Origin of the sequence: Bacillus sp. FSL K6-1106 (genome assembly GCF_038005245.1) — a bacterium.
GTDB lineage: Bacteria > Bacillota > Bacilli > Bacillales > Bacillaceae > Bacillus > Bacillus altitudinis.
In genome coordinates this window covers 28,263-43,207 of record NZ_JBBOSV010000001.1, presented here as the reverse complement: position 1 = coordinate 43,207, position 14,945 = coordinate 28,263, and the positions used below count along the sequence as shown (strand labels likewise).

Annotated in this window: 14 protein-coding genes; 2 read left to right on the top strand and 12 right to left on the bottom strand. The window is 43.0% G+C overall.

Annotated elements, in window-relative coordinates; translation table 11 throughout:
- Positions 1–58: 58 nt before the first annotated feature.
- The 10 genes from MHI20_RS00225 to proG all read right to left on the bottom strand — a co-directional run bounded on the left by MHI20_RS00225 (position 59) and on the right by proG (position 10,454).
- Positions 59–1,027 (bottom strand): ABC transporter ATP-binding protein, encoded by a 969-nt coding sequence (locus tag MHI20_RS00225; protein WP_008346217.1) that lies wholly within the window; start codon positions 1,025–1,027, stop codon positions 59–61.
- The gene (locus MHI20_RS00220) at positions 1,017–1,934 is read right to left on the bottom strand and encodes a C40 family peptidase (RefSeq protein WP_041507408.1); all 918 of its coding nucleotides are present in this window, start codon (positions 1,932–1,934) and stop codon (positions 1,017–1,019) included. Before MHI20_RS00220 ends, MHI20_RS00225 begins: the two co-directional genes overlap by 11 nt.
- On the bottom strand, positions 1,934–3,013 hold the full coding sequence (locus MHI20_RS00215; protein ID WP_041507409.1) for an enolase C-terminal domain-like protein: 1,080 nt from the start codon (positions 3,011–3,013) through the stop codon (positions 1,934–1,936). The genes MHI20_RS00220 and MHI20_RS00215 overlap by 1 nt, the downstream gene beginning before the upstream one ends.
- Positions 3,010–3,951, bottom strand: coding sequence for a S66 peptidase family protein (locus MHI20_RS00210; RefSeq protein WP_041507410.1), 942 nt, complete (start codon positions 3,949–3,951; stop codon positions 3,010–3,012). The genes MHI20_RS00215 and MHI20_RS00210 overlap by 4 nt, the downstream gene beginning before the upstream one ends.
- A gap of 114 nt (positions 3,952–4,065) precedes the next feature.
- The gene (locus MHI20_RS00205) at positions 4,066–5,685 is read right to left on the bottom strand and encodes a peptide ABC transporter substrate-binding protein (RefSeq protein ID WP_041507411.1); all 1,620 of its coding nucleotides are present in this window, start codon (positions 5,683–5,685) and stop codon (positions 4,066–4,068) included.
- Entirely contained in the window at positions 5,682–6,695 is a 1,014-nt protein-coding gene (locus MHI20_RS00200; protein WP_041507412.1) for an ABC transporter ATP-binding protein, read from the bottom strand. The genes MHI20_RS00205 and MHI20_RS00200 overlap by 4 nt, the downstream gene beginning before the upstream one ends.
- A 7-nt stretch (positions 6,696–6,702) precedes the next feature.
- Positions 6,703–7,665, bottom strand: a complete 963-nt coding sequence (locus MHI20_RS00195; RefSeq protein ID WP_024719611.1) for an ABC transporter permease — start codon at positions 7,663–7,665, stop codon at positions 6,703–6,705.
- Entirely contained in the window at positions 7,662–8,597 is a 936-nt protein-coding gene (locus MHI20_RS00190; protein ID WP_008346233.1) for an ABC transporter permease, read from the bottom strand. The genes MHI20_RS00195 and MHI20_RS00190 overlap by 4 nt, the downstream gene beginning before the upstream one ends.
- 18 nt (positions 8,598–8,615) lie before the next feature.
- Complete coding sequence (locus MHI20_RS00185) at positions 8,616–9,440, bottom strand: M55 family metallopeptidase (RefSeq protein WP_041092312.1); 825 nt, start codon at positions 9,438–9,440, stop codon at positions 8,616–8,618.
- A 189-nt stretch (positions 9,441–9,629) separates the two neighbouring features.
- The gene (gene proG / locus MHI20_RS00180; RefSeq protein WP_100324906.1) at positions 9,630–10,454 is read right to left on the bottom strand and encodes a pyrroline-5-carboxylate reductase ProG; all 825 of its coding nucleotides are present in this window, start codon (positions 10,452–10,454) and stop codon (positions 9,630–9,632) included.
- 169 nt (positions 10,455–10,623) lie between these two features.
- Between proG and MHI20_RS00175 the strand changes: the two genes are divergently transcribed.
- Complete coding sequence (locus tag MHI20_RS00175) at positions 10,624–11,943, top strand: S1C family serine protease (protein WP_268356845.1); 1,320 nt, start codon at positions 10,624–10,626, stop codon at positions 11,941–11,943.
- Between the two features lie 41 nt (positions 11,944–11,984).
- Here MHI20_RS00175 and MHI20_RS00170 read toward each other — a convergent pair whose 3' ends face one another.
- The gene (locus tag MHI20_RS00170; protein WP_340936204.1) at positions 11,985–12,935 is read right to left on the bottom strand and encodes a ring-cleaving dioxygenase; all 951 of its coding nucleotides are present in this window, start codon (positions 12,933–12,935) and stop codon (positions 11,985–11,987) included.
- A gap of 329 nt (positions 12,936–13,264) precedes the next feature.
- Between MHI20_RS00170 and MHI20_RS00165 the strand changes: the two genes are divergently transcribed.
- Positions 13,265–14,590: an APC family permease gene (locus MHI20_RS00165; RefSeq protein ID WP_268356844.1), complete on the top strand. Its 1,326-nt coding sequence runs from the start codon at positions 13,265–13,267 to the stop codon at positions 14,588–14,590.
- Positions 14,591–14,603: 13 nt separating this feature from the next.
- On the opposite strand, the gene MHI20_RS00160 is transcribed toward MHI20_RS00165, so the two are convergent.
- Positions 14,604–14,933 (bottom strand): hypothetical protein, encoded by a 330-nt coding sequence (locus MHI20_RS00160; protein WP_024719605.1) that lies wholly within the window; start codon positions 14,931–14,933, stop codon positions 14,604–14,606.
- Positions 14,934–14,945: the final 12 nt, after the last annotated feature.

The window sequence follows — 14,945 nt, the reverse complement described above, 5'->3', positions numbered from 1 at the left end:
CCAAAAAGCCAGCTTGTCTACTCGCTGGCTTTTTAAATGCTTACCTTCTTCCCTCTATCTATTTCCTATCATATAAATGACAAGCCACTTCATGCCCTTCTTCGACTGCTTGTAATACTGGCTTTTTGTCCGCACATACATCCATTGCAGCAGGACATCTTGTCCGAAATACGCAGCCGCTTGGCGGATTCACTGGACTTGGAATTTCTCCCTTTAAAATAAACCGCTTGCGTTTATCTTCCACATCAGGATCTGGAATCGGGATAGCAGACAGCAATGCTTGTGTATATGGATGAAGCGGTGTTTTATATAAAGCATCACTGCTAGTCATCTCCACGAGATGTCCTAAGTACATGACACCGATTCGATCGCTAATATATTTAACCATCGATAAATCATGGGCAATAAATAAAAACGTCAATCCCTCTTCTTTTTGCAGTTTTTTCAGCAAATTCACGACCTGAGCTTGAACGGATACATCTAGTGCAGAAATCGGCTCATCTGCCACAATAAACTTTGGCGATAAGGCGAGTGCTCTAGCAATCCCTATTCTTTGCCTCTGACCTCCGCTGAATTCGTGAGGATAGCGTGTAGCAAAATCATGACTTAGCCCCACCGCTTCAAGCAGTTCCTTCACACGCTCGAGTCTTTTCTTTTGACTGCCATACAATTGGTGGATCTCCATCGGTTCTAGCATAATATCTTTTACAGAGAGCCTAGGATTTAAAGAAGAATACGGATCTTGAAACACCATTTGAATTTGCCTATTGAAATCAAATGATTCTCGGTTCGATAAGTGATGGAGACTTTTCCCTTCATACAAAGCCTCACCTTCTGTCGGGTCATAAAGCCGCATGAGCACTTTTCCAAGTGTAGATTTACCGCAGCCTGACTCACCAACAAGACCAAAGGTTTCGCCTTGTTTCAGCTGAAAGGTGACACCATCTAATGCTTTTAACGTTCTTCCTTTCGATAGATGAAAATGCTTTTTTAAGTTGTTGACTTGCAAAAGTGGTTCACTTCCCATCACATCTCCCCCTCTCAGCTTTCAAATACCGCCTTGTTCCTGCCCATTCCTGTTCATATGAAGTACCAGAAAGAGAAAGGAGTTCAATCTGTCTGCCCGTTTTAGGTGAGTGAAGCATCATGCCATCTCCAGCATACATCCCTACATGGCGAACTGCTCCCTTCCCATTGTCATTGGCAAAAAACATGAGATCACCTGGCGCCAAATGGTTTGATGCGACTGGAGTTCCTTGAACTGCTTGGTCACTTGCGTCTCTCGGTAATAAACATCCACACGCTTTGTACATGCTGTAAACAAAACCCGAACAGTCGTAGCCATAGCTGCTCATGCCGCCCCACAAATATGACAGTCCAATAAATTGTTTTCCTATAGCTAAGGCATCCTTACCGCTCATAGAAGAAGGTGATGAAGCACGGCGCACATCTTCTTTTTTGATTTCTCTTCTTCCTACTGGAGTTAGAACATCAAAGGAATCGCTCATTTCTTCAACAGGTGCTAGTTCTGTTAAAAAACTAACCTCCATATCCGGTGTTCCGTTTTGATATAAAACCGCTTTTTTCTGACAAACAATCAAGGGACTAGCAGGTGGTTCACTCTCTGATACTTCATTTAATTGCTCTACAGGGATATAACCTGGATAGCCTTGCGGGTGTTTCCGGCTTGCCTGCTGCGGGATGACAACTTTCATCCAGCCATCTGTCTCCTCCAGCCCAATGACTCGTTCGCCAAGCAGTACTTGGGTTTGAATAAGGTTTTCTTCACATAAGGCCAATTTCTGTTCATATGTTTGCTCATCAATCCATTCTTTGATCTGGACGGAACTTTGAAGAACGTGTCGATCCATTTCTCTCGGCGACTGCGGTGCTGTCCATATATTTGCGACTGGAACCTTTGATTCATATAACATCATAAGACCCCTTTCACTCTTTGAATGCCTAACCCATGATGCGGTGGAAAGAGAATATCTTTTCCTTGATAGATAATTCCTCCGTCTATTAAGTCCTCTTTTAGCATAAGCGGCGCATCAAAATCGTAACGGGTAATATTCGGTTGGCTTGCAGCAAGATGAGCGGCTGCGGTAATCCCTAGTTTTGATTCGATCATACTGCCAACCATGCACTTGACGCCGTATGCTTCTGCTAAACTATTGATTTTCAGCGCTTTTTTGATACCACCTGTTTTCATTAATTTTAAGTTGATGAGATCACAGCTTCTCGTTTCTAACACCTTGATGGCATCATGGAGGCTAAAAATACTTTCATCTGCCATAATCAATGTGTCTGTTGCTTCCGTCACCCGGCGCAGACCCTCGATGTCTTCTTTAGGCACTGGCTGCTCGACTAGTTCAATATCGAGTGCCTCCATTTTTCGAATGGCGACAATCGCTTCCTTCCATGTCCAGCCTTGGTTGGCGTCAAGCCTGATTTGAATATCCGGCCCGACTTTTTCTCGAATCCGTTTGATCCGCTGAATATCCGTATCTATATCATCTTTTCCCACTTTGATCTTTAAGGTACGAAAGCCTTCAGCTGCATATTGCTTCGCATCCTCTGCCATTTCTAGTGGACGGTTGACACTAACCGTGTAATCCGTTTCCAGCTGATTACGATAACCACCAAGATATTGATAAAGCGGCAGGCCAGCCTGCTTCGCTAAACCATCGTAAATCGCCATATCTATTGCAGCCTTTGCACTCGTGTTCCCTACAAGTACACGTTCGATCGCTGAAAAGATTTGTTCATATTGTGACAATGAGGCCCCAATCAAGAGCGGCCTCATCACAGCGCAAATAGCATAGTCGATGCTTTCCAGTGTTTCACCTGTAATGACCGATGTCGGCACTGCCTCTCCATAGCTGACATCACCTTGATCATAGGTGATGATCACAATAAGAGATGCCGCGTCATACACCGTTCTTAATGCTGTTTTGAAAGGCTTCTTTAGCGGTACAGTCGTTCTGCATGTGCGAACATCTACGATTTTCATTTGATCGCCTCTTTCGCTGCAACACCTGGGGAAATATGCAGTTTTTTCCCTGTAGCATCTAATGTAGCCTGCACGCCGATTGGAATGGCGAAGTTTGGAGATGAATGACCGATCCGAAAACCGCCAAGTGCAGGTTTCTGTTGCGGGACAATATACGTCTCCCATAACTGATCGAGCGTCAACGACTGCTCTTTCTTTTTCGGCTCACATTGATGAAAATCACCAATGATAAATCCCGCCGCATCATGTAATTTTCCTGCAGAGGCTAGGTGCTGCATCATTCGATCGATTTTATATGGTTCTTCGTCAATATCTTCTATCAATAAAAGCTTCCCCTTTGTATCAATTTCAAAAGGTGTACCAAGTGTCGTGACAATAAGGGCAAGATTTCCTCCGGTGATTTCGCCTGAAGCCGTGCCATGATAAAAAGTGTGAAGAGGTGACAGGTGGTTCGTATACGAAAAGGCTTTTGGAGTGAATAGCTGTAAAAAGGTATCCTTTGTATACGGATGAACCTCTTCAAGTCCCACATCAGAGGAGAGCATTGGACCATGAAAGGTCACAAGACCCGTCTGCTGCTGAATGGCTGTATGTAAAAACGTAATATCACTGTATCCCCAAAAGATTTTTGGGTTCCGGCGAATCAAGTCATAATCAATGGCTTCTGCAATTCTTCCTGTTCCGTATCCTCCGCAAGCACAAATCACTGCCTTCACGTCTGGATCTTGAAACATGTGATGAATATCTTCCACTCGTTCATGATCATGACCTGCTAAATAACCATACCGGGAGTCGATATACTTCCCCTTTTTCACCTTTAGCCCTAAGCTTTCTAAAAAAGAAATACCTCTTGCTAATTTCAGCTCATCAGGCGGGCTTGCTGGTGCAATGATTCCCACTGTATCTCCTGTTTGAAGTGCCACTGGCAGCTGGTTCATGCCAATCCCCTCTTTCTCTTCGTTTCTTTCAATCTATGGGCATCTTCTTCATAACATGAACAAATAAAGGAACAGACGCTTTTTACAAAGCGTCCCGTTCTCTCATTTTTTCATTTACTCTCCATCTACCTGTGCCCATTTCAAATCAATGTAACCAACCGGATGACGGACAATGCCCTTTACGCCTTCTTTTTGTAAATAGACTTGGTTATAAAAATGAATGGGAATGATCGGTGCTTCTTCCATCAGAAGTGCCTCGGCATCATGCAGCATACGATTTCTCTTTTGTTCATCTGCTTCTTGACTCGCCTTTTTGATCAGCTGATCATACGTATCATTTGACCAACCTGTCCGGTTCATCGCATTTCCTGTTTGGAAGCTCTCTAAGAAATTGATTGGATCTGCATAGTCAGCTAGAAATGAACTTTGCGAGAATTGGAATTTGAGTGCCTTTTGATCTTCTGCAAACACATTTGCTTCCATGTTGGCAAGCTTCACATCTACCCCTAGCGCTTCTTTTAATTGTTGCTGAATAGCTTCTGCTTTTTTCTTATTTTCAGGCTTTGTACTATATGTTAATGTGACGGGCGGCAGCTTTGAATAGTTCTCTTCCTTCAACCCTTTTTCTAATAGTTTTACAGCTTCACTCGTATCATGTTTGACAAGATCGCCGCCAGCTTCTCTGAAATCTTCACCCTTTGAATCTAAAATTCCTGGTGAAACGAAGGCACGTGCTGGCTTCTCTTCATTTTTCGTCACATACTCTACAATATCCTGAGGATTGATCGCCATTTGAAAGGCTTTGCGAATGTTCTTATTTTGAAAAGGCTCCATGTTGACATTTAGACGATAAAAAAACAGCCCTGCTTGATCCTCAATTTGCACATCTTTGCTTTTTAACAGGTCTTCACTTTGTTCTGCCGGAACGAAGGCCGTATCTAAATCTCCTGATTGATACATTTGGTAATCTGTGTTTCGGTCACTGATCATGAGCCATTTCACTTGGTCTAGCTTGACCGTTTGTTTGTCCCAATACGTGTCACTTTTTTCCATTGTAAAGCTTTCATCATGCTTCCACTCTGTCAGCTTAAACGGTCCATTGCCGACAAAGGTTTTCACATCCTTGGCCCAGTTCGGGTCCTTTTCCACTACCTTCTCATTCACTGGAAAAAAGGCAGGGTTTGCCGTCATATTTAAGAAAGATTTCTGCGGGTATGCTAGCTTGACTTCTAGCGTTTGATCATTAACAGCCTTGACTTTTACATCTTCTTTCTTCCCTTTTCCGCTGTTAAACGCTTCGCCCCCTTCAATCATATAAGCTAAGAATGCCGCAGAAGAGCCCGTCTTTGGATCTAGCAGCCGCTTCCACGCATATTCAAAGTCACTTGCTTTGACTGGATCACCATTTGACCACTTTATCCCGTCCCTTAAATGGAACGTGTACGTTTTTCCGTCCTTTGAGATGTCCCATTTTTCCGCCATGGCAGCAGATGGTTCGTGCTTCTCATTCAGTCTCGTTAATCCCTCCATTAAGTTATTGAGCCCTTGCCAGGACACATTATTAAAACCAATGGGCGGATCAAATGATGTCGGTTCGTTTTCGTTATTTAATGTTAAAACTTTCTCTTCCCCCTTGCTTGAAGATCCTTTACCTGCTTGCTCATTGGCTGTACATCCTGCAAGCAGCATCACTGCGATAAAGCACATACTGAGAATCCAACCTGTTTTTCTCATGAAAAACTCCCCCTTTGTGTTGAAGATAAAACCGTTTGCTTCGCTCGTTCATCTTGAAGCCAGCAATGTACTGCATGTGTAGGTGAACGCTGCGTTTCATACGGCATAATATGATCACACACTTTCATCGCAGACGGACATCGATCGGTATATGGACAACCTTTTGGCGGAGCAAATAAATCTGGCGGGCTTCCTTCAATAGGAATGAGTTCATCTTTCATATCCAGCCTTGGAACGGATTGCAGCAGCCCTTTTGTATAGGGATGCTGTGGACTGTAAAAGATATCTCGCCTTGTCCCAACTTCAACGATTTTCCCCCCGTACATGACAGCCACTCGATCAGCGACTTGTGCTACGACCCCTAGGTCATGTGTGATTAAAATAATCGTCACGCCTGTTTTTTTCTGAATCTCTTTAAATAGTTCTAAAATCTGCGCCTGTATGGTGACATCTAGTGCAGTTGTCGGTTCATCTGCAATCAGCACCTTCGGCTCACAAATAAGAGCCATTGCAATCATGAGCCGCTGCCTCATGCCACCGCTGAATTGATGCGGATATTGCTTCAGCCTCTCTTTCGGCTGCGGAATCCCCACCAAATCAAGCATACGAAGCGCCTCTTCTTTCACTTCTTTTTTTGTCAACTTCTGATGCACTTTTGCAGCCTCCATCAGCTGATCTCCAATTGTCAGCGTCGGATTGAGTGCCGTCATAGGATCTTGAAAAATCATGGAGATATCGACACCACGTATGCTTCGCATGTCTTTTTCAGATAATGACAGCAAGTTGCGATCACGAAACCAAATTTCCCCTTGATCGACTTGTGCACTGTATGCAGGGAGAAGCCGCATGATACTTTGAGACGTCACACTTTTTCCGCAGCCTGATTCTCCGACAATGGCGAGGGTTTCTTTTTCATACACATCCACATTCACCCCGCGTACCGCTTGAACAGAACCGCCATATGTCCGAAAGCTAACATGCAGATCGATAATCCGAAGCATTTTTTTCATCACGCCATCACCTCTTCATCTTCGGATCAAGCGCATCTTGCAAGCCATCACCTAAATTATTAAAGCAAAACATCGTCAGCGAAATAAAAAATGCCGGAAAGAATAAACGCCACCAGTGACCATTATCTGACAGCACCGTCGGCAAGGCATCATTGGCCATCACACCCCAGCTTGCAAACGGCGCTTGAATGCCTAAACCGAGAAAACTTAAGAATGCTTCAGCAAAAATCGCTGTCGGTACAGTTAGCGTCATCTGGACAATAATCGGTCCCATCGTATTCGGCAGTAAATTTCTGCGGATGATGCGCAGACTTTTTGCGCCAAAGGTTTTCGAGGCAAGGACATATTCTTGGCTTTTCAGCTGAAGGACTTGACCTCTCACGATTCTTGCCATCCCAATCCATCCTGTGACAGTGAGCGCCACAATAATAGTGACAAGCCCAGGCCCCATCAGAACCATCAATAAAATGACGACGAGTAAATACGGCAGACCGTAAAGAACCTCGACGATCCGCATCATGACATGATCATACTTCCCGCCTTTATAGCCTGCAATACCGCCATAGATGACACCGATTGCAAAATCAATGAGAGCGGCCATCACGCCCACAAATAATGAAATGCGTGCGCCGTACCAAGTACGTGTAAACACATCACGTCCAAGTTCATCTGTTCCAAACCAGTGAGCAGCTGACGGTGGCAAGTTTTGCATGGAAAGCCGCTGTTCTGTCACACTATTCGGTGCAAGGAGTGGGCCTAATACAGCCATGACGAAAAGAAAAATCAGCACCGATAAACTAAACATAGCGAGTTTATTTTGTTTTAACCGTCGCCAAGTATCTGCCCAATACGAAAGTGAGGGTCTTTTAATGGCATGGACTTCAGATGTCTTTTGTTCTTTAGGAGCAAACCATTCATCTGGCACTTCATGTGCTTGATTCGTTTGATCATGCTGAAGGTGTATACTCATGCCTTTCCTCCTTTCTGATGCAGCTGGATCCTTGGATCAAGCAGACGATATGTCACATCTACAATGAAAAGAAGGGTAATTAAGATGATGCTGTAAAAAACAGTGGTTCCCATGATGACAGGATAGTCACGATTATTAATACTCTCAACAAAGTATTTTCCCATTCCAGGGATCGCAAATATTTTTTCAATCACAAAACTGCCTGTTAAAATACTTGCGACAAGTGTGCCAAGGATCGTGACAACAGGTAAAAGTGCATTCCGCAGGGCATGTTTAAACACAATTTTATAAGGGGAAAGTCCTTTCGCTTTTGCAGTTCGAATATAGTCCTGCGACAGCACTTCTATCATGCTCGATCTCGTTAACCGGGCAATGATCGCCATTGGACCTACCGCCAGTGCAATGGTAGGAAGCACCATATGCATTGGACTTGTCCACATCGCTGTAGGAAAGAGCTTTACATTCACAGCAAGCTGCTGAATTAATAAGGTAGCAAAGATAAAGTTTGGTATGGATATACCGAAAACAGCAATCGTCATGGCGATATAATCAATCAAGCCATTATGCCGGAGGGCAGCCATGATTCCGAGCAAGATACCGGAGATGACAGCAATCAAAATAGAGATAAGACCAAGTTCTAATGAGACTGGAAAACCTCTCGCCAATAAATCATTGACACTTTCAGAAGGCTTTTTAATGGAAGGACCAAAATCAAAAGTAACGATGGATTTTAAATAGATCATATATTGAACATAGAGTGGTTCGTCTAAGTGATAGTAGCTTTCGAGGTTTCGCTGGACAGTTTCGTTTGTATTTCGTTCTTCATTGAAGGGCGATCCTGGGATGACCTTCATTAAAATAAACGTTAAAGTTGTGATGGTTAAAATCGTGGCAATCATGGCAATCAAACGCTTGAGCAAAAAGCTGGCCATCTGCTGTCTCCCCCTCGCTTAACAAAATGTTGTACGTGCGGCAAGCTCTGTCATGACAAGCATCGCTTGGTAGGCTTCTAATATATTCTCTGCTTGGTACGTCACCGTTGTTGTCCCTTCGATGATGGCCGTACCTGGCATTAAATTCGCCCATTCGGCTTGTCCATAATTGGCAAACTCGATTTTCAGCACTGGCTGCTCAGGAGGCGTGAGCGGCTTCATTTGATGAATTTGTTTCATGGCAGCTTCCACTTGCTGCGAGATGAGGGTGCTTACTTTCGCTGGTGTTAAGCATTTCACAGCAGATCTTGAAATGGTTTCTTTCACCGCCACTGTTTTCACGCCAGGCATTAACTTTTCGGCTTCAAGTGCCGCTTGATCGTCTCCACATACAAGAATGACCGGAACACCATAATAGCCTGCGACATACGCATTAAAGCCCATTTCACCAACTGGATGATCATTTATGTAAAAATGTCTGACACCAAAAATCATACTGTGAGACATCACACCTTTCATTGATGCCCTCGCATGGTAGCCTAAAAAAACAGCGGCATCATACGTTTGATCTAATCCTTGAACCATTGAATAAGGCTTTACATCGCCTGATATGAGAGATGCTTCCTCATGCAAATCTTCAATCAACAGATTATTCATTTTAGAATGGCTATCATTCACTAAAATATCGGTCGCCCCATGTGTAAGAAGAGCTTCTACACAGGCGTTCACTTCACCTGTCATGATTTTTCTCCCGCGCTCATAATTGTGCTGGCGGCTATCAACAAATGTATGATCAGCTAGACCAGTAATTCCCTCCATATCGACTGATACATAGAGCTTCATCCCCATCCCCCTTTAATTAAACTTAAAATTTGTGTATATTTTTCTAAATTTTCTAAAAAATTATATGAGAACTTGATTGATTTTTCAATACAATGTCTGAAAATAAGGTAATTAGACTCAGGTAATACAGGTCAAAAGCATTGATGATAAAGGATTTATTTGACAGAAAAAACACCACTAGCTATGTCTTTAGTGGTGTTTGTCTGCTTCATCGATTTGCGATTTTAGCTGCGCATATTTTTTCATCGTTTGTGTAAACAAGTCATCGAACATTTGCGGTGCCTGCTGCTGGATGACTGCAGCGCCTTCTCCTGTAATCCCGCCTTTTGTTGCGACCCTATTCACCGTTTCAGCAAATGTCAGTCCTCGTTCAACAAGAACTTGTCCTGTACCGAGCAGCGCATATGTTAAAAATTCATAGGCTTCTTCTAAAGACAGCTCACTATTCCGAACAGCGGCTCTCGCCATTTCTTCAAAGATTGCTGCAATAAAGCCCGGAGAAGAGCTTGTCAAATTACTCGCCGCATCAAACCGGTCCTCTTCCACTTCCCTGACGATACTAAAAGCTGAAAGCAGCCGGTGGAGTCGTTCTTGTGCCTCCTGCCCAGCGGTTTCACCATGCGCCACAAGGGATACACCCGTCCCTACGGCTGATGTCAAAGTGGGAATGTATCTAGAAACCGGCTGATTCGTATGTTGCATTAATTTGTCTAACGTGACAGCCGCTGCCACTGATACGATATGAAGAGATGTCTTTGCGGGGCTCAGCTGATCTAAGACATCAAGTACAGCAAGCGGTGGTACACAAACAAACACGACATCACATGATGCAGAGATGTCATCTAAAGAGCAAATGTTGACATGCTGGTTCTTCTCTTTCAGCTGTTGCAGCTGCTCCGTTTCACTTCTTGTATGGATCATAAACTGACTGGCATGAAGTACTCCTTTGTCCAGCCATTTTTGTACCATCATATCTGCCATACTTCCATATCCAATGATTCCAATAGTCTCCACAGTTTAATCTCCTCTATTTTGCTTAGATTCACTACTTATTTTAACAATTTCCCACAATGTTTTCATTTTTATCCCACACTTTTTTCTTACGATAAAGTCAGTATCCACCACATACGGTCAATCACCTTACACACATACATGTAAAAATCGATGAAAGAGAGTGATTTTGATGACACATCACAAAGATGAAAAACACACTTCTTATGAATTACAAACCATTGAACAGCCGAAACAAAAGCAGAAGAAGCCAAGTGGCTGGCTGAAGCCATTTGTCAGCGGGATTGTAGGAGGTACGTTAGCGTTAGGTGTTTACGTTCTAACTCCATATGCTCAGCATTCAGAAAATCATTCAACTGATTCGTCAACGAAAACAGCCGCTGTATCGACAAATGATACAAGTACAAATTCGTCAAAAACAACAGCGTCACAAACATCGAATTCGACCAGCAGTATTTCAAATATGGTTGAAAACGTATCACCAGCCATCGTCGGCATTACAAACTATCAAACACAAAGTCAAACAACCACAGATTTTGGCGATATGAACACACCTTTTGATGGATCACAGCAAAATCAAAACAGCAGCAGTCAAGAACAAGAAAGCGGTACCGGATCAGGGGTTATTTTCAAAAAATCCGGCAGTAAAGCCTATGTATTAACAAACAACCATGTGATTGAAGGAGCAAATAAATTAACAGTCTCCTTGCATAATGGCAAGACGGTAGCAGGAAAAGTGGTTGGTTCTGACCCGCTGACTGATCTTGCTGTCGTGGAAATTAGCAGCAGCGGCGTTACAAAAGTCGCTGAACTTGGAGACTCCTCATCCCTTCGTGCGGGAGAAACCGTCATCGCAATCGGAAACCCGCTTGGTGAAGATTTATCAAGAACAGTGACACAAGGAATTGTCAGCGGTGTCGATCGAACAGTTTCTATGGATACATCAGCTGGCGAAAGCAGTATTAATGTCATTCAAACAGATGCCGCCATTAACCCCGGTAACAGCGGCGGACCGCTTTTAACAACAGACGGAAAGGTTGTGGGGATCACCAGTATGAAAATTTCTGAAACAGGTGTGGAAGGTATCGGGTTTGCGCTCCCAATCAATGATGTCAAACCAATTGCAGAGCAGCTTCTCACAAAAGGAAAAATCGAACGACCTTATATCGGTATCAGCATGCTGGATCTCGAACAAGTACCAGAAGCTTATCAGAAGGAAACGCTTGGACTGACAAGCAATCAGCTCGATAAAGGCGTGTACGTAAAAGAAATCGCTGCTGGCTCACCTGCTGCAAAAGCTGGATTAAAGGCAGAGGATGTCATCACCGCCATCAATGGCAAAAAAGTGACAACCGGCAGTGAATTACGCCACGAGCTTTACACGAATGCAAAAGTAGGAGATACCATCAGCATCACACTCGTTCGTAATGGAAAAGAAGAAACAAAACAAGTGACATTAACACAATCTGAATCAAAGCAAGTCAGTTCTTAACGAAAAAAGCAGCTCATAAAATTGAGCTGCTTTTTTCATGTTCACTTGATTGGGACTAATCTTTGTTCAATTTCTGCTCGTTTGTGCTCTAAAAATGGTGGAAGTGCTAATTGATCACCAAGCTCATCCACGCTTTCATCCACTGTAAATCCCGGACCGTCTGTTGAGATTTCAAACAAAATGCCGTTTGGCTCTCTAAAATATAGGGCTTTAAAATAAAAACGTTCTACAACACCAGAGTTGGTGAAACCGGCTTTGGCTATTTTATCATGCCATTTTTCAAGCTCTTCTGCGTCCGCTACACGAAAAGCTACGTGATGAACACTCCCTCTGCCAGATCGCTCAGCAGGTCCTTCTGCTTTTTCAATGACATGAATCTCTGTTCCAGCTCCGCCTTGTCCTGATTCAAAAATCGTCACGATTTCCCCATCATTTGATTGTTCACGTGCTTTTTCTGTGAAACCAAGGATGCTCGTTAACACACTGATCGTTTTATCTGCTTCTGCGACTGTTAATTCTACTGGTCCCAAACCTCTGATCGCAAAATCAGCAGGAATCTCATCATGCACTGGCGGCTTCGTTCCATCTTGCACGCTTGGTTCTACAGTCAAAAACAGCTGCTGTCCTTCTGGATCTGTAAATTTCAAGGCAGGTCTGCCGCCTCTTAAAGAAGCTGTTTCTTTCTTTACACCTTTTTCTTCAAAGCGCTTTTCCCAAAAGGTGATTGCCTCTTCTGAAGAGACAATCAGACCTGTGCGTGAGATCGCATTTGTTCCGTCCAGCCGGCGGGCGAGCATCGGTATTTCAAAAAACGTCAGCTCTGTACCAGGTGAGGCGACCTCATCTCCATAAAATAGATGATACATCGATGGATCATCTTGATTGACTGTTTTTTTCACCAGTTTTAAGCCAAGGATTTGGCGGTAGAAATCAACGTTTTTCTGAGCATTTGCTGTTAGTGCTGATACGTGGTGAATCCCATTTATTTTCATTGTGTTCACTCCTATTATAAAACATCTCGAATTCAAGATAATATCCTTATGAATAAAATAGGTCATTTTAGAAGAAAAGTCAACCATTCGACTGCATCTTTATTGGATGTTCGGTTTTCGCCCATTAAATTAACATTACACCAAAAATATTCTTATATTGTTCGCTTTTAAGATAACATTCATCCTAATATCTCCAATAAATGAACACTTTTAAATACAAATACGAAAATCAGAAAATTTTTTTAATTCTTGTTTTCCTAAAATCGTATTACAATGAACAAAATACATGTCACAGTAACGTACGAAAGTGATGCAGGAGGTCGTGTGTAATGAACAAAGAACAACCAGCGTTAAAACAAGACATCGGCTTATTTTTTGCCCTATCTCTTGTCATCGGAACAATTATTGGATCTGGCGTTTTTATGAAGCCTGGCAACGTCCTTTCTTATTCAGGAAGCTCAGGCATCGCCTTATCCGCATGGCTGTTAGGCGGGATCTTAACCCTTGCAGGCGGACTCACAGTCGCTGAAATTGGTACACAAATCCCACGTACTGGCGGTTTATATGCCTATCTTGAAGAAGTATACGGTGAATTTTGGGGCTACTTATGTGGCTGGGTGCAAATTATTATTTACGGGCCAGCGATTATTGGTGCTCTTGGTCTTTATTTTGGTTCATTATTAGCTAATTTATTTTCTCTTTCATCTATATGGGCTACAACCATTGGCATTATCACCGTTCTTTTTTTATGTGTGATCAACATCATGGGAACGAAATACGGTGGTTTTGTCCAAGGACTGACCACGATCGGAAAGCTTGTTCCAATTGCAGCAATTATTGTGTTTGGCTTATGGAAAGGAAATGAACATATTTTCACAGCCGTCAATGAGAGTATCGCACAAATGAACTTCGGTGCAGCAATTTTGGCAACATTATTCGCCTATGATGGCTGGATTTTGCTTGCAGCGCTTGGCGGTGAAATGAAAAATCCAGAGAAACTGCTTCCTCGTGCGATGGCAGGCGGTATTTTAATTGTCACAGCATGTTATCTCTTTATTAACATCGCCCTTTTGCATGTGTTACCAGCTGATCAAATCGTTCAACTAGGTGAAAATGCAACAAGCACAGCTGCTACAATGCTCTTTGGTCCAATTGGCGGTAAAATTATTAGTATCGGAATCATCATTAGTATCTTTGGCTGTTTGAATGGAAAGGTTCTTTCGTTCCCGCGTGTCATTTTTGCGATGGCAGAACGAAAACAAATTCCGTTTGCCAAAGCCATTTCACGCATTCATCCTACTTTTCAAACACCTTGGATCGCTGTATTTGTACAGATTTTGATTGCCATTGTGTTTATGATCGTCAGTAATCCCGAGAAGCTGTCAGAGGTTTCGATTTTCATGATTTACATCTTTTATGTGATGGCCTTTTTCGCTGTCTTTAAGTTAAGAAAACAAAACAAGGGAATGAAGCGCGCTTATAGCGTACCACTTTACCCGCTCACACCGATCATTGCGATTATCGGCTCTTTCTTTGTCTTAATCAGCACCATGATCACCGATTGGCAAAGCTGCCTGATCTCCATGCTGATCGGCATTGCCGGACTGCCGATTTATTACTACATGAAAAAAACACAAAATAAAGCAGAGCGCTAAGACAGCCTCTGCTTTATTTTTTATATTGCTTAATGACCTTATAAGATTCGTTTAAATATCTCATCAGCCGGTATGGCTTACTTAAAACCCGGATGGGGAGTCTTGAAATAAATCCATTCAGATTCGCCTTATACTCCTGCGTCATCCGCTTCGGCTTTGTGGCAATTTTTTCATATACTTCTTTGTAAAATTCCTTCATGATGTCGACTTGCACACTGATCTTCTGATGACACTCTGTACACTCAACGCTTTTCATCTGATCATTCACATAAACGATGCTGTGGAGGGTCTCTTCTTGGCACCGAGTACAGTGTAGGTTTGCTTCCATTTCGGTTTGCTTCAAGATACACAGCTC